Here is a 23,386-nt window from a genome sequence, read left to right on the forward strand (position 1 = left end):
AACTGGGGTAGCTGGATTCGAACCAACGCATGAGGGAGTCAAAGTCCCTTGCCTTACCGCTTGGCTATACCCCATTGCCTATCTTTCGACAACAGTAAGTATTTTATCAAATTTATTCATGGATTTCAAGAATTTACTTTTTTTTCAAAGAAGAAGCAAGATTTTTGTCCCTTCTGTTTTTATATATTTTCAAACCATAAACTTTAAACTGACTTATTCTGCTTTTCAAAATTCAGAAACTGAGCTTTATTCATGTGCCTCCATTCCTGTGGTTGCAACTTCTATCGCTGTCCTTTTACCTGTCCTTTCACATGAATAACTTTGCTTTTCAAATTCTTTTGTCCAATTGTTCGTCATGAACTAAAAAGAAGCGCCCGACAAAAAACTTTGTGTGAACGCTGTCGCTCATTTATTTTTATCTTTTGAAAAATATGGAAGCCTCGAAAAATTCGTTAACCCACCTTGACTGATTGGCGAATGAACTTCAATATCGGGGGGATTCATCTTCATCATAGGTTTTACATTATTATACACCTAAATTATAAGCTTTTATTGCTTCTTCCAGTGCCTCAGAAAACTCACGGGTAACAGCAATTTCTTTTCCCGAACTTACAGCCACGAAGCTGCCATTTTCCTCAGTGATTTCAGCAATAATTTTTTTCCCTGATTTTACTTGAACACCTGTTTCTGTATCAATAATTTCAATTTCTGTATCTTTTTTCTTAGGCATAATCAGTCTCCTTATCATTCTTTTTGAGGCACTTTCCTCAACTGTTCAATGATACCATTTTGATTGACTTTTGTCACGCTATTCTTTTGTGCAAGATCTCGTTCATTAACCCAATAAATAGTGAATAAACTGCTAGGTACTTTAGTTCATATTTGTCTCTATGTCAGGATTTTCAAATAGAGGTAAATTTATTTTCTTTAGCATTGATTCTCAGTGAGCTTCCTCAATCACATACTGTTCGTCATAAAAGATTACTAAACAAAATAGAGTCCAGCAATTATTTAGTCTATAAATTAAAGGGACATACTTCTTTCACGACTCGTTCATTTCTATAAAGATTTCAGTTCTTGCGCCAACTCCTGATCTCTAGAGACTACCTCCGAAATTTTAGCCTTAATCTTATTCTCAAGATTTTCGAACTTTTCACTCGTGCGCTTCACTTGACTTATCTTGTGTTGGTATATTTGTGTAGGAGTGCCCACAATAGCCTCATGAGTGAAACCTGCCTCTTCAAGAGCTTCATAAACTTCCCATTTATCCAACTGATTGCCTATACTCATAGCTTCAGATAGTGTTTCTTGCCAGTGTTCCTCTACTTGTTTGATCCCATCTTGATAAAGTTTCATAACTTTACTCAAAGCCAAGTTAAATTCAGCCCTAGCAGTAGAAACAATGGCTAGAGCTTGGGCAGAGTCCAAATATATTTCTTCTGATGAGGATAGTCCACCTCCACTTTCCAAAAAATTAGTGCGAAGATATTCCAATTGAAACATTGCTTGTGAAAATCTAACATTTAAAAGACTTTGACTTTGTTTTATACGAGCAGCAGTCATAGCCGAAGATTTTGGAAGTTTGACCATTCCATCTTTATCAAATTTCCAATCTGCTAAATCATGACTATCTCCATCTAACCAAACTATGGTACCATAATCTTCACTATTAAAAAATTCTGAGTTAAAGTCATTCCACACTGTTACATTATCATTCTTTCTCCGATAATTAATAAACCAATCTGAATGACTCTTCATAAATTCTTTTTCCTTTTTAGACAGCGAACCATACTGAAACCAGCCATTAAAAACAGTTGTAGGAATATGAAATTTGGCTCCGACTTTGAGCATATATGCTGACTGAGAATATCCAGAAAGTTGAGTTATTTTCCAGTTTGGATGATTTTCCATTATATCTTGAACAAATTGTTCAGCAGAGGATTCTTGAAGAGAACCTATATCCGTTGCTGCATCGAGGGCTTCCAATAAATCAATAGGCTGACTTGGATCAGTTCCAGCAGCTACCACCGTAACTTGACTATAATCTACATGACCTCCTTTGACTGGTGCAACTGCCATTCCTTGAAATCCCCATTTCCCATTTTCAACAGAGATAACTCTAAATTCTTGACCACCAGATAATTTGAGAGTATTTTCTTCCCTTGACTTAAGTTGATTATCTGATTTAGCGACATAGGTCACGTACTTCCCACCTTTATATGCTGGATCCACTAAATATACTTGCTGATTCAAATCTCTTAATATTTTATCACTATTCATTTATTGTTCTCCTATAGAACCATCAGAGTAAATAACTTTTACTAGCGATTCTGTTTTACCATTCTGTAATTTTGGACGCGCAATAGAACCCACATAATTTTCATTTTCTTTGTCATTAAGAGTCATGGAGATGCTAAAGTTTGACTTGCTCACTGAGTCGGTTGAAACTGTGACATTCACCAATGTAAAACCAGTCATTGAATCATAAGAATAATCTTTATCGAAATCTATTTTTTTTAAACCTGAATAAGTATTTTTCACTTGCTCAGCCGCAATCTTTTCCATTTTCACAACTTCAGATAATTGCTGTTTTTCTTTTTTTATATTTTCTTTATTCATGTGTAATCTCCAAAAAAATCCTACTCCAACAATAGCCATAAAACAAATAATCATTATTTTCATTTGTTTTTTTATCTTCATTTGCTCATTTCCTTTTCAATTTCTTCTACTTTTTGAATTTAAAAAATGACTTTTAAAGTAATATCAGCTAAAACTTGATAATCATTAGGAATAATCTTCATTTGGTAACTTCACGTTTTTCATTACTATAAGTTACCTCTCATGAGTCTTTTTTAGTTGAACTTTCACCATGCCCTAGGATGTATAATTCAGACATTCTTTGTCTTAGGGGATATACGAAATATTCCGTTCCTACAACCCAAGAATAGCCATTTCCAGCGCTATTTCCTTCAGTTGCAAATACTGCCTTAGTCGCATAAGGTTCTTCTTTTTATGATAATGCTGATTGTCTTTGATTTTCTAAATTCTTCTTATGTGCTCAATCTCCCAAAATAATAACAATAGACATAACACCTAAAATACTTTTTTAACTTTCTATAGTCCATCTAAAAATTTATTGCTCTTTTATGAAGCGCGTCCGTTCAGTACAAAAGCAAAAAGATTGTTCTTTTCCTCACATTTTTATTTTATCATTCAATTTTCGATGTTGTCAAGAAATCTTAAGGTTTTGAAATCAAGTAAAGCTTCTTATCCTATGTTGCTTTTTACAATGTGTAAAAGTTTAATAAACACTGTTTTTTGAAGGATGTACTTATGAATGTGAATACAAGCTTCAACAGAAAGGAGTATTCTTATTGCTAATAAAGTACTATTCATTGTTTTTGAAATAGACAGTTTTCTAATCGTTTTACCAATGTTTATCGCCCGATTGATGAAAAAATAAAAAACCGTCTGGCTTGGCAAACTAACGGTTCTTTAACTTATTCCTACTACCGATTATTCGGAGGTACTGAAAACTTTTATATTTCTACTCAGCCTCACTCTCCAGCTTTCCCATCAGAACCAAGCACTTGAATTTTTTGTTTCACAAGTTCTTTAACGGCTTGTTTAGCTACGGAGTTGTACTTTTTCGGATCTACGACTTTTTCATCTTCGGAGAGGTAAGATTTAATGGCATTTGTGAAAACAGCGCGAAGTTCAGTGGCATAGTTAACTTTAGCAATCCCCATAGCAACGGCTTTTGAAACATCTTCATCAGGGATACCTGATGTTCCGTGAAGCACCAATGGTACATCGCCTGTTTTCGCTTTGACAGCTTCTAAGACGTCATATTGTAACTTTGGCTCTGCTTTGTAAAAGCCGTGTGAGTTGCCGATACCGATAGCTAAAAAGTCAACATTTGTCGCTTTGACAAATTTTTCAGCTTCTTCTGGGTCAGTGAAAGCTACCGTTTCCGCATTATTTCCATCTTCTTTGCCACCAACGATACCTAGTTCGGCTTCAACGGGAATCCCCATCGAATGCGCCATCTTGACCACTTCTTCGGTTATTGCGACATTTTCTTCAAATGGCTTTTTCGAAGCATCAATCATCACTGAAGTATAACCTGTGCGTAAACAACGTGCCACACGTTCAAAATCATCCCCATGATCAAGGTGCAGCACTACAGGCACTGAGACCTTGTCTGCTGCTGCTTTAACCATGTGGTAGAACATTTCTGGTGGTGTCGTATTGAGCGTACCTGACGTTGTTTGGACAATGACGGGTGCATGCATCTCTTCGGCTGCTTCTACGATTGCTTCCGCCATTTCCATATTTTCTGCATTAAAGGCACCAATGGCATAGCCATTTTTAAATGCCTTGTCTATCATTTCTTTACTTTTTACAAGTACCATTTTTTCTCCTCTTAGCGTCTTTGTTTTATATTTTTTCTACTTTGAGTTGGTCAAACAAAGCTTGATAATTCGTCCGATTAATATGACCTGTCTTCGCCTCCTGCGCATTGAGCATGCCACATACGTTAGCACCTTTCAAGGTATTCTCAACCCTTTCATGCTGACTTATCCCATAAACAAGGCCTGCAACAGTCGCATCGCCGGATCCGACAGGATTTACGACATCTATTTTGGGGATTTTCACACGATAAAAGTCATCCGAAACTTTAGCAAATGCGCCTTCTTTTCCAAGAGAAACCACAATCCACTCGATACCGTTAAAAAGCCTATCCTGTAAACTTTCTTTGATATTTTCTAAGGTGACTTCTTTCCCTAACAAATCCGTCAACTCTTCCAAGTTGGGTTTGATTACACTTGGTTTATCTGGGGTTTTAAGCACTGCTTCAAGTGTGCGCCCCGAACAATCCAAAACAACTGTTTTCTCCTGCTTGTTGGCAATTGCGATAAGGTCAGAATAGAAAGTTTCCTGTAAGCCATCAGGCAGAGAACCTGAAATGGCAATTGCTTCAACTTCAGCTAATATTGCTTTAAAATTGTCAATAAATCCTTCTGCTTCTTCCCTTAAAATCCGTGGCCCTTTTTCTAAAATCTCGGTCTGTTGCCCTTCGTGTAAAATCGCGATACAGTTGCGTGTCTTTCCAGAAATCTTAGTAAATCGACTATCAATGCCTTCACTTTTTAAGTTCTCGACAATCTCCGCACCTAAGATATCGTCAACAAAGCCTGTCGCCAAGACATCTGCACCTAATTCTTTCAGCACACGTGAGACATTGAGCCCTTTACCACCAGCCGTTTTACCAACCTGTGCCACACGATTGACCGTGTTTAAGTGAAAGGTTTCCAATGGATAAGAAATATCGATCGCAGGATTGAGTGTGACTGTTAAAATACTCATGGTTTACTGCTCTCCTATTTTTCCAGAGGATGGATAATCACTCCTTTTACGACACGGTTGACTGTGCCTGATGCTGAAGGTGTATCAGGCGTATTTTTCGCCAAAATTGAAGCATTCAAGGCAATGACATGAGCAAAAGCAAATGCTGGGAAGACGAGATAAGCCTCCTTGAGTGCTGGTGCTTCTTTATAAGCAAAACCTTCCGTAAGATGTTGTCCAATGACGACTGTTCGTTGAGCAATTGCATCATCGGCAACCTCTTTGTAGAGATCCAAGTCATATTGACGTGTATAAGCGTTATTGGCAGCAAATACGAAAACGACAGTATTTTCATTAATGAAAGATTTAGGTCCATGACGGAAGCCCATCGAGCTGTCAAACATGGTTGCTATTTTTCCTGCTGTTAATTCCAAAACCTTGAGTTGAGCTTCACGTACAAAACCTGAAAGTGTACTTGAGCCCACATAAACCATACGGTCTGTATCATCATTGAGAAAACTTACAATTTCCGTTTCTCGCTGAAAAACATCTGTAGCCAAATCCGCGGTAATGCTGACCTGCTTTTCTTTATCCGAAAGTTCTTCTGTTGAAAAAATAAGCGTTGATAAAAGCGTCATTGAACTGCATGAACCCGTCATTGCAAAACCTTTATCGTTAGACTCATCTGGCAGGATACAAGTCAACGCATTTTCCATGGTGAGGGCTTGCTGAGCGAGCTTGCCTTCTTTGGCGCAAGTAATCACCAGCTGATAACTGTCTTGGACAAGCTCTTCGACAATGTTGACCGCTGCAACAGATTCAGGGGAGTTTCCGCTGCGCGCAAACGAAACCAACAAGGTCGGTGTATTCTGCTCCAAAGTAGCTTGTGGGGCCGCTACGATATCTGTTGTTCCGATTGATTCAAAACGGAAATGTTCCGTATCTCCCAGCTCAATTAAACTTTTAAGTACGGTGTCCCCCACATACTGCGAGCTACCTGCCCCAGTGAAAATAACTCGGATAAAGCCATGTTTTTCGATCAGTTTTGCTAAGAAAGCATCAATTTCTGTTTTTCTTTCTGCGTATTCTCCGAAAACCTTGCGCCATAATTCTGGCTGCCCTAAAGTTTCTTTAACGGTGATAGCCGCACCTAGTTCTTTGAGTCGTTCTTCTGGTAATTGAAGCATATTATTCCCTCGATTTCTATTTTTCTTTAAGCTTATGGTGTCTATTATAAGGTGATAAGCATAGGAAAATTTTCCAAATGGCACTTTATCAAAACGGAAATTTTTCCTGATTTCAAGGGGATGTTTCAATGCTCCATAGAATTATTTCGTCACATCATGAAAAACCGAGAAGTTCCAGTACTTCAGTTAAATGCTCAACGCACCTGTCCGCCTGACTCTGGTCACTGCCAAATCGTTGGTCTCTAAGCGCCCAAACCGTTGCGCCCGCTGCTTTTCCAGCTGTGATTCCATTAGGTGAATCTTCAATGACAAGCACATCAGATGCTCTGGCATTCAACTGCTCCATGGCAGACAAATAAACGGCAGGATGGGGCTTGGACGCTGCAAAATCTTCGCCAGATGAAATAACCTCAAAATATTTACGAAGATTGTGTGTATCTAGAACTTCTGCAATTTCCTCGTGTGACGAACTTGAGGCTAAACCAATCTTTAGTTTTGTTTCAGACAAGCGTTGCAGCACAACTTTCACATCGGGAAAGAGCATTTCCTCGATGGGAAAATGGCTCCTTTTTTTATAGGTGAAGAACTCTTTTTGTAACCTTGCCGCTTCTTCCTTATCAAAATCCTCTCCCAAAATGAACGGCCACAAGTCTCTCAGAGGACGACCTAAAAGTTCACGGCGATTTAGATGGGCGATCGGAATGCCCTTTTTCTCGAAAAAAGCATCAAATACTTGGGCATAATGATACTCCGTATCGACCAATACGCCGTCCATGTCAAAGATAATCGTATTAAAGCTCATCTTATACTCCTGCATATGCAAGGTTTTCTGAAGCTTCTTCACTATTTTCAGCGAGTTTTTGGTTAATGATTGACACAATCTCTGCTTGACTGTCCGCTGCTTTTAACTGGTCAATCACCGCTGGTATCATGAGCATTTTTGCGACAGATGAGAGCAATTGCAGGTGTGCTGTACCTTTTTGATGTTCGGGGATAAAAAGTCCGATGACAAAAGTAATCGGTTGCCCATCTAAGCTGTCCCAAGCAATGCCTTTCTCATTTTTTACAATAATCAAACTGGCTTTATTAATATTTGACGATTTAGCATGTGGGATAGCAAAGCCGTCCATCATGCCTGTTGTTCCTTCGAGTTCACGTGCCACTAACTTTTCTTTGACTTCTTCCTTGTCCGTAGCGATACCTCGTTGGACTGTTTTTTCTGCTAAAAAGTCGAACATTTCATCTCGTGTATTGAATGTCTGATTGAGAAAGACATCATTTTCAGAAAGGAATGCTGAGGGAGCTAGAATTTCTTCAGTGGCTAATTCTTTATTTTCACGTTTTTCCTTCTCCCAGCGACGTTTTTGATAGAGACCAAGTAAAATTCCACCTACTGCTGAACCAATCAAAATTGATAAAACCCATTGGAAAGCACCTGTGACAACAGGTAAAACCAGAAATCCTCCATGTGGCGCGGGAACCTTTACTCCGAAAAGATAAGTTAAAATTGAAGCGATTGAAGACCCCACCATAAAAATAGGCAAAATAATCAAGGGATTTTTAGCTGCGAAAGGAATTGCTCCCTCAGTGATATGTGTGGAACCTAAGATGAGGTTCACAAGCCCTGCATTACGTTCTTCAGTATTGTAATATTTTCTAAACGCAAACGTTGCAATACTTGTAATCAATGGCGGCGCAATACAAGCAGCCGACACACCTGCCATAAAGGAGTAATTCCCTTGAGCTAAGAGCGCTGTACCTGTAACATAGGCAGCTTTGTTGACCGGCCCTCCCATATCAAAGGCACACATTGAACCAACAATAAGTCCTAAAACAATCGGGTTACTGTTTTCAAATCCAGCCAAGAAGTTCATCATGGCCTGATTGATGGTTTCCATAGGACCTGCTAGCAAATACATAGCTATTCCGACAATTGCGACTCCTAGAACCGGTAAAATAAAGACAGCTTTTAATCCATCAAGAGATTTGGGCATCTTACGCAAGAGTTTTTGAAGGAAAAGAATCAAGTATCCCGCCAAGAAACCTGATAGAATTCCTCCTAAGAAACCTGCACCACCAGCATTTGCTACGATACCACCAATCAAACCTGCAACAAGCGCGGGACGTTTAGCAATGCTTTCGGCAATGAAAGCTGACAATATTGGGACCATCATTCCCATAGCTTGTCCGCCAATATCCTTGATCATCGCTGCTGTGGCATTATATGTTGCGTGATCGGGTTCTGCAGAATGAATCCCCCAAACTGCAAAGGAAATCGCAATCAGAACACCACCAGCAACAACGAAAGGCAGCATATGCGAGACACCATTCATAAGGTTTTTGTAGATGCTGTGCCCGATTTTAGATACATCTGGTACGGTGGAAGAATTTTCCATAGTTGCTGTTCCGTCCTTGATTTTCCCTTTGCCAGCTAAGGCATCTTTAATCAAGCGGTCTGCCTCTTTAATCCCTGCTGAAACAGAAACTTCAATGATACGTTTTCCAGCAAAACGCTCTGCATGGACATCTTTATCGGCTGCAATAATTACAGCTTCAGCATGACGAATGTCCTCGTTTGTCAATTCATTTTCTACACCAATCTGTCCATGTGTTTCCACCTTGATTGATACACCTGCTTTTTTTGCTGCCGCTTCTAAAGCTTCCTGTGCCATAAACGTGTGCGCTATCCCTGTTGGACAACCTGTCGCAGCGATTATTTTATAGTTTCCCATAAATCCTCCTTATAGTTTATTCATAATTTCAGTAACAGTAATTTGCTCCATCAGCCGTGGCACATCGGAAAAGTCAGTCAAGCCCTTTTGGAAAGCTGTAGAAGAGCCAGCTGCAATTGCTGTTTGCAAATTTTTTCCGATAGCTTCATTTTTGATTATTCCGGCTAAGAAAGTTCCAAGCAGGCTATCGCCTGCACAAGCTGTGTTGACAACTTCTCCTTGTGGTGCATTGACGGCTAAGATTTGGTCCGAATTGATAAACAAGGCACCTTTTTCTCCCAAGGAAATCAAAACATTTTTCGCTCCCTGCTCCACCAATTTTTTACCGTAATCAATCACATCTTCTGGCGTTTTTAGCGCCACATTAAACCAGTGTGCCAGTTCCTCATCATTGGGTTTAAGTAAAAAAGGTTCGTAAGGCAAAGTATCCAGTATTTCGGCATAGCTGGTATCAATAATGAGTTTCACCTTGTTCTCTTGACAAACCGCAGCAACCTCTCTTAGGAGTGTAGACGGAACACCTTCGGAAAAACTGCCAGATAAACAAAGGTAATCCCCTGCTTTGAGTTGATGCACTTGCTTTAAAAACATTTCCACTTGCTCAGGTGTAACTTTTGGCCCTTTATTAACCAGCTTATATTCCATATTTTCTTTTTTTACATGTGTAAAAACGTTGATTCTGGTTATACCGTCCACTTCGATAAATTCTGTGTGGATGCCTTCATTTCGGAGCGTGTCTTCGATGAAATTTCCAGTAAATCCAGCCTTAAATCCCAGTGCTGTACTTGCCACTCCGAGTTTCTGCAAGATTAAAGAAACATTGACTCCTTTTCCATTGGCTTGAACATCGTACTCGTCTGTACGGTTTACTATTTTAGGAGACATCTCCTTGGTGTCAATAAAAAGATCAATGGCTAAATTTAGTGTAGCTGTGTAGATCATTGAACACCTCACTTTCTTTTTATCATAGTCTTATCATAGCGCATTATTTTTGTACGCGCTTACAAGTTTTTGACATTTCTGAAAAATGTTACACTTCTATTTTTAAATTTGCTATACTTAGGTTAATAATTTTTGAAAAATAGGGAGGTATATACTGTGAGTACTAAACTAAGTGACTCTGAGCAATATTTATGGAATTATATTGAGCGTAATATTATAGAAATCCCTAACTATTCCATTGCTGAATTAAGTGTTGAAGCTGCGGTTTCAACGGCAACAATCGTACGTACACTAAAGAAAAAAGGCTATTCTGGCTATGCCGACTTCAAGTATAAACTTAAAGAACGAAGAAAGTTACATGAGGATTTTTCACAGTTTGATCAAGAGGATGAAGGGATTCGTTTCGTCATTACCAAAAATGAACAAGAAGTGATGCGGACCCTCTCGATGATTAACATTCAAAAACTTGAAGAAGCAATTCGGATCATCACTGCTTCAAGACGGCTCATTTTGTTTGCCCGCGGTTTTTCCGAAATGGTCGCTCAAGAGATGATGACCAAGTTTCAACTGACAGAAAAATACTGTGAGTTCTTTACCGATCCTGAAATCATCAAAATCATGAGTAAAAAGTTATCTCCTGAAGATGCTGTCCTCTTCATTTCTTTAAATGGTGAAACTCCAGAGCTGGTAAATGCTGCGCAAAATTGCCAGCAGCACAATATTGCAACGCTTCTTCTTACGACAGCTGGTGAATCTACGCTAGCTGCCCTCTCTGACGTTGCTCTAGTTGGTTTTAAATCAGACGGCTCCTTTTTCCCAGACTATGAAGTACGCTCACGACTTCCTCTGACCATTCTTTCACGGATATTACTGGATTCTTATGCCTTAAGAAAAAAAGAAACACAAAAAAAGTAAGTGTGGAACAAGCGCACTTACTTTTTCCTTGTTACGGCCAGATTGAAGGCCAGATACCGATTCCTGAGCCGAGAATACCCAGACAGAGGAGCAAAAGGATACAACGAATCGGTGTCCACTTGTGCTTTTGCATGAGATAGAACAAGAGCAAAGTTAATCCTAACGGCAACATTGATGGCAAGATACCATCTAAGATGGATTGAATATTAATTTTAGCTTCGCCGTTTGGTATGACTATATTTACTGAAGTAGCCCCCATAGCTGAAGTCAAGGCTCCAACTACGAAAATCCCAAGGATAGAGGCCGCACGTGTAAATTCTTTTGCATTAGCAGTCATGATGCTAATGGCATCTGTTCCTTTTCGGTAAGACCAATGCATCAAGAAGTAACGCAAGCCGAACTGTACAGCATTGAAAATCAAGAGGAAGATGAACGGTGCTGCGATATTTCCAGCAATGGCCATATTGGCTGTAATACCGGCGGTGATTGGTACAAGCGTGAACCAGAAGAGCGCATCACCAATCCCTCCAAGAGGTCCCATCGCTGCGACACGGACAGCACGTATCGTTTGAATATCTGTTTTATTTTGCTCAAGTGAAAGCACAATCCCCATGACAAAGTTAACCAGAAATGGGTGTGTATTGAAAAATTCTAAGTTGTGCGCCATTGAAGCTGACAGATCTTTTTTGTCCGTGTGGATTTTTTCCAAGCCGGGCAAGATAGAATAGAGCCAACCACCTGCTTGCATCCGCTCATAGTTAAAAGATGCTTGGAGGTAAACGGAGCGCCAAACCATTTTGTTGAGTGTTTTCTTATCAAGTTGTGGTGCTGGCGTTTGATTAGAATAATTATCAGGAATATTAAATACCATCTTCATAATCTCCTTCACTAGCTGATGCTGCAGGGGCAGCTGTTTTGAGTTTTGTATTCATTTGGAAATCCCAATAGGCGAATGCAAAACCGATGACGGCGAGTAAAAGTAATGCTGGTCCTTTAAGAGCTTCGATACCAGTAACGATAACTGCAAGTACAAACCCAAGGAAGTAGAATCCCCAAAGTTCTTTGGAAACCATGACCTTAATCAAGATTGCAAAACCGACATAGCGCATCATATTTCCTGCTGCACCGAGTCCACTCATAAGCCAGGCTGGGATAGCATTTACTACAGTATCGCCAAAGGCTTGTCCACCGACGAAAAAGAGCGTAACAACAATACCAAAGATAGTACCGAGCGCACACATAGCAAGCCAGTTAATTTTAGCAATTCCGGCTGGGTTTGCTTCTTCGGCATATTTATCCGCAACACCCATTACCGGTGCCATAACTGTGAAGATTAAAGTTACACCATATTGTCCGAGTAGTGAAAATGGGATGGCAGTAGCAACGGCCGCTGCTGGTTCTAACCCAAGTGAAATGGCAAGAACTGTTGCCATAATCCCTCCGATAACCGCATTCGGTGGTTGAGCTCCTCCGACCGGCATGTTACCAATGGTCATCAGTTGATAAGTCCCCCCGACAATCAAACCGGTTTGAACATCACCAAGAATAAGACCGATGACCAAACCTGTAACGATAGGCTGGTACAAAGATTGAAGTAAACTAAATTGGTCAATGGCGACAACAAAAGTCACTGCAAAGATCAAAATAATCTGAAAAATGGAAGCATCCATAAGTTTTTCTCCTTATATTTTTTTATGATTTTTGATTCGAAATAAGTAGTGCGCGATCAAGGATAAGCACCTTCATCCTAAATACACCTTCCTCATCAAAAACTCTTGTTCCCTAAACTAAATTAATTAAAGAGCTTTCCGAGTGGCTCTACGGGTGTAGTTGGCACGCGCTGTATCTCAAGCTCAACACCCAGTTCTTTCAGTTTCTTAAAAGCTGCCACATCATCGTCATCCACAGCAATGACAGTTGCAACTTGACGTTTTCCTTCTGACATGTGCATATTACCGATATTCACTTTTTTAATGGGTACGCCACCTTCAACAAGACGTAAAACATCTTGTGGGTTTTCACAGATAATGAAAATCAACTGACGATCCGCAGCTTTACTGATAATATCAATAGTCTTTTGAACACTAAAGTAGCGTGTAGCCACTCCAGTCGGTGCGGCCATATCCATCAGTGCTTGACGCTGTGGATTGCTTGCCACATCATCATTTGCGACAAGCAAAAGGTTTGAACCGACAAAGCTGTTCCACTGTGTGGCAACTTGACCGTGAATCAAGCGGTTGTCAATACGAGTAAGTAAAATATTTGGCATAATAATGACCTTTCTTAATATCAAAGCGGAGACTGAGCATCCGTATTTAAATTTTATTAACTAACCTAGAAACTAGGAAAATGAACCTTTTACAATATCTGCGTGATGGCATAACGCGAAACTTTAATCACCAACTTATCCGCAAGCTTGATGCGACAGAATTCTTCATCTAAGTCAGTAATAATTCCCGTCAATCCGCCACTAAACATGACTTCACTCCCTACAGCAAGAGTCTGATGCAACTCGGCGATAACTTTTTTACGCTTGCTAAACTGCAGACCACTAACTATGCTATAAAAAGCACCGCCTAGAAGAATAAAACCAATAAAAACAAGTGAACTGTTGATAATAAATTGTGCTGTCATCTAGATGCCATCACTTTCTTCAGCTTCTTGCACTTTTTTGCCAAGCTCTAAGTCAAGAGTGACGCCATCTTTAGCTGTGGAAACAGACAAGTCAAGCATTAAATCAACTTCTGCTCCCATCATTTCTTGAGAAACAAACTCAATCAGCATGGGAAGATTCGTGCCCGTAAAAATATGCACCTTTTTCTTATCCCCTTTAGCTATCATCGCTTTATTAAAAGGTGTCCCTCCAAGTAAGTCCGTAAAAATAGCTACTTCTTCACCACTTTTACAAAAATCATTTAAAGCGTTTTGATATTCTTCAAGGTTAGTTGCTTCATCAAAAGTAAGTGTGAGCAAGTCTACCTGTGGACCAGTAATTAATTCGACTGCGCTCTTCATGCCTTCTGCAAAATGCGCATGGCCAGAAATTAAAGCTTTCATCATTTCTCCTTGTCTTCTAAATTTATTTTTATTATAAGCTATAGATTGTAGGAAATTTTTCCAAATATTAAGTAACATTTTGGTAAACTTTTCCAAATTAACCGCTTACAACTATTTTGTTTAGTTGATGCGTAAATTCAATTTTTAGAATTATATCGCCCGTTCACCGTCTACATACACTTCCGAAAGTTGCATATCAGGGCCTAGAACGATGAAATCTGCACTGTACTCTTCTTTAATCTGCCCACAGCAATCATCGATATTGACGGACTTCGCAGCAGTCAAGCTTGCCATCATAATGGCTTCCTCTGGTGTTGCAATGCCCCAGTCTACCACATTTTTAATCGCATCCTTTAACATGAGGACAGAGCCAGCCAAACTATCTCCTTCTTTAAGATGGACCGCGCCTCCTTCGACACGTACAGGAAATTCTCCCAGCATATAATCTCCATCGGGCATTCCTGCAGCACGCATCGCATCCGTAATCAAGACCGTGTGCGCTGCCCCCTTACTTTGAATTAATATTTTAGCCGCTGTCGGATGAACATGATGTCCGTCACAGATCAACTCGGCATAGGTATTCGGAAGGCTCAGTGCCGCACCAACCATTCCGGGTTCCCGATGGTTAAAGGGACTCATGCCATTAAAGGTATGGACAAAGACAGTAGCTCCCGCTTCTACTGCTGCTGTTGCTTGGGCTAAAGTAGCGTTAGAGTGCCCCAAAGCAACCGTGATTCCTCGCTTTGTTAAAGCTCGGATAAATTCGATACTTCCTTCTCTTTCAGGTGCAACGGCTATTTTTCGAATCATACCATGCGCTGCTTGGTTCCAGTTTTCGAATTCTTGCACATTTGGATCTGTCATATAAGCGGGATTTTGGGCACCTTTATGCTGAGCAGTAAAGTATGGTCCTTCAAAGAAAAGTCCTTGTATTTTGGCTCCTGTAACCCTTGGTTTATAATTTCCAACTGCTTCGCAGACTTCTCTGAGACGCCCATGTTCCCCTGTCAATGGTGTCGCGATCCAAGAAGTTACAGCTCCTCTAAGTAAGCCCTGGCTCATCTTATCAAGAAGCTCTGACTGCCCATCCATCACATCTGCGCCATCGAAACCATGTATATGTGTATCCACCAATCCTGGCACAATCCAGTATCCTGTATAATCTTTAACCTCAGCATCTTTAGGAACTTCTTGTCTGTGTTTACCAAATTTGCCCTCTTTAATTTCTAAATAGCCGCCACTGAGCGTGTGATAAGGATAGAAAAATTTATCTGCTTTAATATAGTAAGTCATACCTTGCCTCCATTTGTCTTTTTTCTTAGTATAAATCAGAAATAGGGGGAAAATTTTCCGAAATACCCTTTGAGTGGTCGGAAACTTTTCCCAAAAAAAGCAGAGGTCTTACAACCTCTGCTTGGTACATTTAATCTTCCCTAATTGGAGCTAAATTTTTGTAAAGGGCAAAAGCATCCAACAAGATGCGATTCACAACTTGTAAACATAGGCGACTGCCGACATCCAAACCAAAATTAATCGTTTTTTGTGTGGACTTATAGGCATGAATGCAAACATCCGCCTGACTTCCAATAGAGCTGGGCATGGCGCCAACGAGAGCAATAATCTTCGCCCCACGATTTTTTGCCTTATGCAGCGCTTGAGCAATCTCTGGTGTCTCACCACTCAAAGAGAAAGCAACGATTAAATAATCACGGTTGGCTTTACTTGCAAAATACTGCATATAGTCAAAATCATCATGAATCACACAAAGTTTTCCAAAAAGTTGCAGCTTATCCATCATTTCCCTCGCAACATTGGCACTTAGGCCCGCACAAAAAATCATAATTTTGCTGTGATGATTGATCAGTTTGATGGCAACTTCAATATCATCTGCTGAGAGTTGATTAATGGTGCGTGTAATTTCTATTTCATTTTTGCGAATCGCTTGATTGACTTCTTTAGAAAAACCATTCTTCCGTCGTTCATTTTTGGTATTACGAATGGTTTGTTTAAAGTCTGAGTAACCTTCGTAGCCCATTTTTTTCAAGGTTCTGTTGACTGTTGAAACACTCACATGTGACTCTGTTGCCAATATAGAGATAGATAAATTTGGGATCCGATTTAGATTGTCTTGGATATGGTTCCAACAATACGACTCTGCTTCACTCAATGTTTTCATTCGTTACTCCTTTATTATTGAACCATTTATCTTTGGATATCCCAAATTAATATTTTTCATAGTTTTCGAAAAGATACTCTAAGTCTTCAATTGTCTTTAAAAACTCTTTCCCAATATTGGTATCCTTGACACATGTTCTCTTCTCAACCCTATCAACCAATCTCTTAACACTGACAATGTCGCTCCCTTCCTCGACAGCTGCTTTGATTGTTTTAAAAGGCTCATGTGCTGCCAGCTGCATACCGTAGCTGTTATAAAGCAAGGTGTATCCAGCTATACCTGTTTCTTTTTGATAAGGCTTTGAAAAGCCGCCGTCAATGACAATCAGCTTGCCACCTGCCTTAATCGGCGCCTCACCTTTTCTTTCCTTAACAGGTGTATGTCCGTTGATAATATGCCCTTTTTCATCCATACCAAAATTTTTCAAAATACGGCTAATCGTTTCTGGATTTTCTCTTAATTGATAATATGGGTTTTTCTTCTCCACATGTGTCGCCTTATCAGCAATATAATAACGCTCAAAGGTTGTCATCGCCTCTTTGCCAAAAAGTGAGGAGGATTCTCCAACCCACAGGTACCAGAGAAGGTCTGTGGATAAATCTTCTTCTCTATCAGGATGCGCCAAACTCTTTCTCACGTGGTATTCAAAAAGATCCAGCAATTCACGTCCAGAGTAAGCCTCTCCCTCAAGTCTAAAACATTTGAAATCACCGTTTTCATGCAGCGGTAAACACCCATGAATTAGAAGATTCCCATTGTAAGAAAGATACATCGACCCTTTTTCCAGAAGAAAATCAATGTGCTGTTTCAGTTTCTGTGAGGCTTTGAAGTTCTTTAGTAACTTCTTTAAGAGAATCTTTTCTTCATCCGTTAATTCCTCTGGTTTATCTGGATTAATTGTGGGTGCTTGAAATTCTTTCAGATCATAAAACTTTCCCTTTAGTTCAATGCGGTTTTCTTCATAATTAATAAAATGCAGCACATCACGCTCTGCCAGATGAAACTCTGGGCGTCTTGCAATCAACTGGCTTTCTAACTTAAACTGTAAAATGGCTGTCGCCTGTTGGAGTTTGTTTAACAAGTCACATTCTTCCTGTGACAGATACTCTCCCTCCGTCAGACGAGGTGCAAATGCAGGACTGGGCTCATAATAACGCTCTGCATACTCAATCAGTGGACGAAGATTAATCCCATAAGAATCTTCAAGAATATCCAGATTACCATAACGGGAACTGATACGAATAACGTTCATCATTGCAAGCGACGAACCTGCCAAAACGGCCATCCAAATAATATCATGGTTGCCCCATTGGATATCAACTGAAGGCATACTTATCAGCCGATCGATAATTTTATCAGGATAAGGGCCTCGATCGTAAATATCACCCACGACATGTAAATGATCGACCGTCAAACGTCTCACACTATCCGCAAGAGCAATGATTAAGTTCGGAAGTTCTCCAAGATGCTGAAGTTTTTCAATGATGGAGTCAAAATATGCCTGTTTCTCTGAACTAGACTCAACTTCATGTTTTAATTCCTCAAGAATATAGCGGAATTTTTCAGGAAAGGCTTTACGTACTTTAGACCGTGTATATTTTTTCCCCGCAAAGCGCGCGAGTTTCAATAAGAAAATCAGATTTTCCCGGCAATAGTAGGCAAAAGCATCTTGAGAAAGTTGGCTCTCTTTTGAAGCCAGTTTCTCTTCTGGGTAATAAATCAAGGTCGCAAGCTCCGAAATTTCTGTTGGGTCTAAGTCAGGAAAGCACTCACGGAGCTTTTCTTTGATTGAGCCTGATCCGTTGCGGAGGACATGATTAAAGGCATCGTACTCCCCATGAAGGTCACTGACAAAGTGTTCTGTTCCTTTCGGTAGCTCACAGATGGCACTGAGATTTATAATTTCCGTTAAGACTGCTTCTTTTGAGACAAATTGTTCCTTCAACAGTTTGTAGTATTTCTCGTCCATATTTGATTCTCTCCTCTAAACTTGTTTCTTCATAAAGCAACATGCCTACATTATATTATTTTTAACATTTTTAGTAAAGCGCTTACTTTAATAATAGTTATTCCTTAGTTCTTTACACAATAAAAAAAGCAAAGTTTGAACTTTACTCCTTTTAAATTTGTCAATTATAATTTTTGTTTCAAATACTGCCCGGTGTAAGATTGCTCAACCTTAGCAACTTCTTCTGGTGTCCCAGTAGCTAAAACAGTTCCGCCGCCAGCACCACCTTCTGGCCCGAGATCGATAATGTAGTCAGCCGTCTTAATCACATCAAGATTATGTTCAATAACCACGATGGTATTGCCTTGATCCACTAGGCGGTCCAAAACTTTAATCAATGTAGCGATATCTTCGCTGTGCAAGCCTGTTGTGGGCTCATCCAAGATATAAAAGCTCTTGCCTGTACTGCGTTTTTGTAACTCAGAAGCCAGTTTCATCCGTTGCGCTTCACCACCAGATAAGGTTGTGGCTGGTTGACCCAAAGTAACATAGCCTAAGCCGACATCAACGATAGTTTGCAATTTTCTCTCAATTTTTGGAATATGACGGAAGAATTCCAAAGCATCCGACACGCGCATGTCAAGAACTTCCGAAATATTTTTTCCTTTATAATGTACTTCCAAGGTCTCTGAGTTATAACGTTTACCATGACAGATTTCACATGGGACATACACATCTGGAAGAAAGTGCATCTCAATCTTGATAATACCGTCACCCGAACAAGCTTCACAACGTCCGCCTTTGACGTTAAATGAAAAACGTCCTTTTTTGTAGCCACGTATTTTGGCTTCATTGGTTTCCGCAAAGAGTCCACGGATGTCATCAAAAACAGAGGTATAGGTTGCTGGATTTGAACGTGGAGTACGTCCGATCGGCGATTGGTCAATATCAATCAAACGTTCAATTTCTTCATAACCGGTAACTTTTTTATGTTTACCTGGTTTTTCTGAATTATGATTGAGTTTTTGCGCCAAGGTTTTCTTCAAAATCGAATTAACCAAGGTTGATTTACCGGAACCTGAAACACCGGTTACAGCTGTCATAATCCCGAGAGGGAATTGAGCGTCGATATTTTGTAAGTTATTTTCTGATGCACCGATAACCTTAACCATACGCTTTTTGTCTATCTTACGGCGCTTCTCGGGTACAGGGATGGAACGTTTTCCTGATAAGTATTGTCCTGTCAGGGATTTTTTATTTTTCGCTACTTGTTTCGGCGTTCCAGCAGCGATGATTTCTCCCCCTAAATCTCCAGCGCCTGGTCCGACATCAATCAACCAGTCTGCGGCTTTCATCGTATCTTCGTCATGCTCAACCACAATAAGTGTGTTGCCTAAGTCACGCATTTTTTGCAGGGATTCAATCAAGCGGTCATTATCCCTTTGATGCAGACCAATTGATGGCTCATCAAGAATATAAAGAACACCTGAGAGGTTAGAACCTATCTGTGTCGCTAAACGAATACGTTGCGATTCTCCACCTGATAAAGTACCTGAAGCCCGTGACAGCGTCAAATAGTCTAGTCCTACATTTTTCAAGAAAGACAAGCGGTCCTTAATCTCCTTCACGATAGGTCGAGCAATCCTCTCATCATTTGGAGTTAAAATAAGTTGTCCAAGAAAGTCTAAACCGGCTCCAATCGCAAAATTTGAAAACTCGCCGATATGCTTGCCGTCAATCTTGACAGAAAGGGCTTGATCGTTCAAACGATAGCCATGACAAGTCGTACATGTCAACTCTGTCATGTAGCCGCGCAAGTATTCACGTGTATAATCACTTGAAGTTTCGCGGAAGCGACGGTTGATATTATTGATAATCCCAGGGAAAACCATGTCTTTATCAGACACATTACCAAAATCACCGACATAATGAAAATGAAACTCTCGTTTACCTGAACCGTTAAGGATCAGATTTTTGTGTTCCTCAGGTAAGTCTGCCCATGGCGTATCCATGTCAATCCCAAAGTCACGGCATGCACACTCCAACATGGTTGGATAATAATTTGATGAAATAGGATTCCAAGCCACTATGGCTCCTTCACGCAAGGTCTTACTGTCATCTGGAATAACCAAGTCAGGATCGACTTCATTTTTCATTCCGAGACCATCACAGTCCGGACAAGAACCAAAAGGCGCATTAAATGAAAAGAGACGCGGTTCCAACTCAGGAACTGTAAAGCCACAGACAGGACAGGCATAAAACTCACTGAAAAGAAGCTCTTCTCCATCCATCTTATCCACAATGACGTAACCTTCAGCAATACGGAGGGCTGCTTCGACAGAGTCAAACAAACGTGAACGAATACCTTCTTTTACAACAATACGGTCAATAACAACTTCAATATTATGCTTTTTATTTTTATCAAGTTCAGGTGCTTCTGTGACATCATAAACTTCACCATCCGCACGGACACGTACATAACCTTCTTTTTGAATGCGCTCAAACACCTTGACATGCTGCCCTTTTTTGCCACGCACAATCGGAGCTAAAATCTGCAAACGCGTTTTTTCTGGCAGTTCAAGAATCTGATCAACAATCTCTTCAACAGACTGGGCTGAAATTTGTCCGTGTCCATTGATACAGAAAGGTTTTCCGACACGCGCAAAAAGTAAACGGAGATAATCGTTAATCTCCGTCACTGTTCCAACAGTGGAACGCGGATTTTTACTGGTTGTTTTTTGATCTATAGAAATTGCAGGCGATAGTCCGTCAATACTGTCTACATCAGGCTTATCCATATTGCCAAGGAGCTGACGTGCATAGGCAGAAAGCGACTCTACATACCGGCGCTGTCCTTCCGCATAAAGTGTTTCAAAAGCCAAGGATGATTTTCCTGAGCCAGAAACACCTGTAACAACGACTAACTTATCACGTGGAATAGTGACATCTATATTTTTTAAATTATGCTCTCTCGCACCATGTATAACAATTTTATCTTGAGGCATTTTTCTTTCCTTCTCAGCTCTATCCCGTATATTCAGGATTGAATTTTCTTATTTTCGATAAAGATACTTCAATTATACTATATTTTAAGGTACAATAGCCTTATCATGAAATCTTATTTTGTCTATGTTCTACGTTGCGCAGATGATACGCTTTATTGTGGCTACACCGATGATGTTGCCAAACGTCTAGAAATGCACAATTCTGGCAGAGGAGCCAAATACACCAAAGCTCGCCGCCCGCTTAAGCTGTTAACTTCCGTTGAATTTTCTGACAAAAAAACAGCCTTAAAATGCGAATGGTGGTTTAAAAATAAACTCACACGTTCACAAAAATTAAAAATAATCCAAGCTAAAGCAATCAAAGAAAACTTTGAAAAAGCACTTGCAGCAAAAGAAAAGGAAAAATAGGTTTCCTTTTCTTTTCTCCTGAATACATAATATTGTTTTTAGCTTAATAAATGTTATATAATAAACCTGTATGTCACCTTGGCGTAACATAAAAGCAAAGGATTTATTTATGAAAAGAATTTTATTAAACTTCATCGTTGTGCTTGGTGCATTGGCTTTAGTCACTCTCGTTTGGGTATTTATCTTTAAACATATTTCCGTCCAGAATTTTATCATACTCTTCATTCTTAGCTTGTTCTCAGTATATCTGAGATTATTGTACAATAAAATTCCTCATTTTATTCTTTTTGGTTTATATTTAATTCTTTTAACTGTTCTTATCAGTTTAGCCATTATTCATTTATAAAAAACGCAAACATCAAGTTTGCATTTTTTTATATTTTTTCCAATTTAACGGCAGTTCCGTACGCAGCAACGGAGTCTACATTTCCAAAAGTTGAAGAATCAAAGCGCATAGCAAGCACGGCATTTGCACCTTTCTCTCTTGCTTCTTGTGTAAGACGTTCAATAGCGCTTGCACGCGTTTCATGTTGAAGCTTTGTGTAACCAGCGATTTCACCCCCAACAATTGTTTTTAGTTGCTGACCTGCACTTGAAAAAGCGTTACGTGAACGGGTTGTAAGTCCAAATACTTCACCATAGACCTCAACAACACGATAACCTGGGGCGTCATTCATTGTAAGAACTAAGATATCTTCCATTTTGCTCTCCTTTTTTCATTATAGTTGCTTATTATTTTATCATGTTTTTTCTAAAATTTCATGGATAATTTCATGCGAATCCAGAATATTTGTTTGCTTCATCTGCTTCATAAGTTTGTCTCTATTATAACCATCAAAATTAGCTACTGCTTCAACCATACTAAAAACTAAACTTTCAAAACCACGATTATATGTGGCACTTTGCCAGCCATTAATTCCGATTTTTTGCTTGTCTAGTCCAGTAAGGATTTCTAGCTCCGTAAGCTCTGATAAACGATAGGTTCCACTGCTTGCTTCGACCGTAAATTCCTCAGAAAAAGCACCTGAAGTCAGGTTCATGCTGGCAATACCCATACAAGATTGGGTTCTCAGTGTGACAATTACACGTGAAAGTTTTTTGCCAGGGGTCATCGCTAATTGATAACTGTAACGTTCGATCTCATCATCAAGCAAGTAAATCAAGGTATCTAAAGGATGAATAAAAATATCATACAAACTAAACTGCACCTCGTCCGCATTATTCGCTAGATTTTTACTTACCTTGATAAAGTTTTTTTGATTGACCTCTTTAAGTTTGTCTGTCATTGGGGCAAAACGGCGATTAAAACCGATAACAAAGAGGACATTATTTTCCTCTGCCAAGCGATAGAGTTCTTGGACTTCATCAAAGTTTTCAGAAACCGGCTTGTCCATCATGACATGTGTGCCTGCACTCAAATAGCGTTTTGCAAGTTCAAAATGTTGAGCAGTTGCTGCATGGATGGCGACCATATCACAAGTTTCCAAAGCGCCTAAATCAGTCGTCGCATATTCAAACTTGTATTTTTTTCGAATTTCTTCCGCTTTTTCCCAGGTTCTCGAATGCAAAATGAAACGATGCTCGGCTTGCATTTTTGCATAAACGGGCAGATATGCCTTCCCTGCGATATTTGATGTTGCACCAATTATTCCAATAATCATATAGTC

The 23,386-nt window shown here is 39.8% G+C and carries 22 protein-coding genes and 1 tRNA gene; 2 read left to right on the forward strand and 21 right to left on the reverse strand.

Annotated features, from left to right (window positions below):
* Nucleotides 1-2 precede the first annotated feature (2 nt).
* The 10 genes from B4H39_RS02070 to pfkB all read right to left on the reverse strand — a co-directional run bounded on the left by B4H39_RS02070 (nt 3) and on the right by pfkB (nt 10,210).
* Nucleotides 3-74: transfer RNA gene (locus tag B4H39_RS02070), tRNA-Gln, on the reverse strand.
* Nucleotides 75-526: 452 nt separating this feature from the next.
* Nucleotides 527-730 (reverse strand): DUF2969 family protein, encoded by a 204-nt coding sequence (locus B4H39_RS02075; RefSeq protein WP_202230472.1) that lies wholly within the window; start codon nt 728-730, stop codon nt 527-529.
* Nucleotides 731-1,059: 329 nt separating this feature from the next.
* Nucleotides 1,060-2,280: a hypothetical protein gene (locus tag B4H39_RS02080; RefSeq protein WP_251420855.1), complete on the reverse strand. Its 1,221-nt coding sequence runs from the start codon at nt 2,278-2,280 to the stop codon at nt 1,060-1,062.
* Nucleotides 2,281-2,700 carry a hypothetical protein gene (locus B4H39_RS02085; RefSeq protein WP_202230470.1) on the reverse strand — a complete coding sequence of 140 codons (420 nt, stop codon included), beginning with the start codon at nt 2,698-2,700 and terminating at the stop codon, nt 2,281-2,283. It lies immediately after the preceding gene.
* A gap of 857 nt (nt 2,701-3,557) precedes the next feature.
* Nucleotides 3,558-4,415 (reverse strand): class II fructose-1,6-bisphosphate aldolase, encoded by an 858-nt coding sequence (gene fba / locus B4H39_RS02090; protein ID WP_251420857.1) that lies wholly within the window; start codon nt 4,413-4,415, stop codon nt 3,558-3,560.
* A 25-nt stretch (nt 4,416-4,440) separates the two neighbouring features.
* The gene (lacC, locus tag B4H39_RS02095; protein ID WP_251420858.1) at nt 4,441-5,370 is read right to left on the reverse strand and encodes a tagatose-6-phosphate kinase; all 930 of its coding nucleotides are present in this window, start codon (nt 5,368-5,370) and stop codon (nt 4,441-4,443) included.
* A gap of 14 nt (nt 5,371-5,384) precedes the next feature.
* Nucleotides 5,385-6,536: an SIS domain-containing protein gene (locus tag B4H39_RS02100; protein ID WP_251420860.1), complete on the reverse strand. Its 1,152-nt coding sequence runs from the start codon at nt 6,534-6,536 to the stop codon at nt 5,385-5,387.
* 154 nt (nt 6,537-6,690) lie between these two features.
* Nucleotides 6,691-7,338: an HAD family hydrolase gene (locus B4H39_RS02105; RefSeq protein ID WP_202230503.1), complete on the reverse strand. Its 648-nt coding sequence runs from the start codon at nt 7,336-7,338 to the stop codon at nt 6,691-6,693.
* A 1-nt stretch (nt 7,339) separates the two neighbouring features.
* Nucleotides 7,340-9,268, reverse strand: coding sequence for a fructose-specific PTS transporter subunit EIIC (locus tag B4H39_RS02110; protein ID WP_251420863.1), 1,929 nt, complete (start codon nt 9,266-9,268; stop codon nt 7,340-7,342).
* A 9-nt stretch (nt 9,269-9,277) separates the two neighbouring features.
* On the reverse strand, nt 9,278-10,210 hold the full coding sequence (gene pfkB / locus B4H39_RS02115) for a 1-phosphofructokinase (protein ID WP_251420864.1): 933 nt from the start codon (nt 10,208-10,210) through the stop codon (nt 9,278-9,280).
* Between the two features lie 156 nt (nt 10,211-10,366).
* Here pfkB and B4H39_RS02120 point away from each other — a divergent pair, with 156 nt between their 5' ends.
* The gene (locus B4H39_RS02120) at nt 10,367-11,125 is read left to right on the forward strand and encodes a MurR/RpiR family transcriptional regulator (RefSeq protein WP_202230464.1); all 759 of its coding nucleotides are present in this window, start codon (nt 10,367-10,369) and stop codon (nt 11,123-11,125) included.
* Between the two features lie 31 nt (nt 11,126-11,156).
* On the opposite strand, the gene B4H39_RS02125 is transcribed toward B4H39_RS02120, so the two are convergent.
* The 9 genes from B4H39_RS02125 to uvrA all read right to left on the reverse strand — a co-directional run bounded on the left by B4H39_RS02125 (nt 11,157) and on the right by uvrA (nt 21,311).
* The gene (locus B4H39_RS02125; protein ID WP_202230463.1) at nt 11,157-11,996 is read right to left on the reverse strand and encodes a PTS system mannose/fructose/sorbose family transporter subunit IID; all 840 of its coding nucleotides are present in this window, start codon (nt 11,994-11,996) and stop codon (nt 11,157-11,159) included.
* Entirely contained in the window at nt 11,986-12,795 is an 810-nt protein-coding gene (locus tag B4H39_RS02130; RefSeq protein ID WP_202230462.1) for a PTS mannose/fructose/sorbose/N-acetylgalactosamine transporter subunit IIC, read from the reverse strand. The genes B4H39_RS02125 and B4H39_RS02130 overlap by 11 nt, the downstream gene beginning before the upstream one ends.
* 122 nt (nt 12,796-12,917) lie before the next feature.
* Nucleotides 12,918-13,394 carry a PTS N-acetylgalactosamine transporter subunit IIB gene (gene agaV, locus B4H39_RS02135; RefSeq protein WP_202230461.1) on the reverse strand — a complete coding sequence of 159 codons (477 nt, stop codon included), beginning with the start codon at nt 13,392-13,394 and terminating at the stop codon, nt 12,918-12,920.
* A gap of 89 nt (nt 13,395-13,483) precedes the next feature.
* Nucleotides 13,484-13,759 carry a preprotein translocase subunit YajC gene (gene yajC, locus B4H39_RS02140; protein ID WP_202230460.1) on the reverse strand — a complete coding sequence of 92 codons (276 nt, stop codon included), beginning with the start codon at nt 13,757-13,759 and terminating at the stop codon, nt 13,484-13,486.
* Complete coding sequence (locus B4H39_RS02145; protein WP_202230459.1) at nt 13,760-14,182, reverse strand: PTS sugar transporter subunit IIA; 423 nt, start codon at nt 14,180-14,182, stop codon at nt 13,760-13,762.
* A 150-nt stretch (nt 14,183-14,332) separates the two neighbouring features.
* Nucleotides 14,333-15,475 carry an N-acetylglucosamine-6-phosphate deacetylase gene (gene nagA, locus B4H39_RS02150; protein WP_251420868.1) on the reverse strand — a complete coding sequence of 381 codons (1,143 nt, stop codon included), beginning with the start codon at nt 15,473-15,475 and terminating at the stop codon, nt 14,333-14,335.
* Between the two features lie 130 nt (nt 15,476-15,605).
* Nucleotides 15,606-16,358 (reverse strand): MurR/RpiR family transcriptional regulator, encoded by a 753-nt coding sequence (locus B4H39_RS02155; protein WP_251420870.1) that lies wholly within the window; start codon nt 16,356-16,358, stop codon nt 15,606-15,608.
* Nucleotides 16,359-16,404: 46 nt separating this feature from the next.
* Entirely contained in the window at nt 16,405-18,327 is a 1,923-nt protein-coding gene (locus B4H39_RS02160) for a fructose-1,6-bisphosphatase (protein WP_251420872.1), read from the reverse strand.
* Between the two features lie 164 nt (nt 18,328-18,491).
* On the reverse strand, nt 18,492-21,311 hold the full coding sequence (gene uvrA, locus B4H39_RS02165) for an excinuclease ABC subunit UvrA (RefSeq protein WP_286927481.1): 2,820 nt from the start codon (nt 21,309-21,311) through the stop codon (nt 18,492-18,494).
* Nucleotides 21,312-21,416: 105 nt separating this feature from the next.
* On the opposite strand from uvrA, the gene B4H39_RS02170 reads away from it, so the two are divergent.
* Entirely contained in the window at nt 21,417-21,719 is a 303-nt protein-coding gene (locus B4H39_RS02170) for a GIY-YIG nuclease family protein (protein ID WP_202230454.1), read from the forward strand.
* 374 nt (nt 21,720-22,093) lie between these two features.
* Here the strand turns inward: B4H39_RS02170 and B4H39_RS02175 are convergent, their stop codons facing one another.
* Complete coding sequence (locus B4H39_RS02175; protein ID WP_202231697.1) at nt 22,094-22,420, reverse strand: heavy metal-binding domain-containing protein; 327 nt, start codon at nt 22,418-22,420, stop codon at nt 22,094-22,096.
* A gap of 39 nt (nt 22,421-22,459) precedes the next feature.
* Nucleotides 22,460-23,380: a Gfo/Idh/MocA family protein gene (locus B4H39_RS02180; RefSeq protein ID WP_202231696.1), complete on the reverse strand. Its 921-nt coding sequence runs from the start codon at nt 23,378-23,380 to the stop codon at nt 22,460-22,462.
* Nucleotides 23,381-23,386: the final 6 nt, after the last annotated feature.

It is taken from the genome of Lactococcus sp. UBA7128, from assembly GCF_002492185.1.
Lineage (GTDB): Bacteria > Bacillota > Bacilli > Lactobacillales > Streptococcaceae > Lactococcus > Lactococcus muris.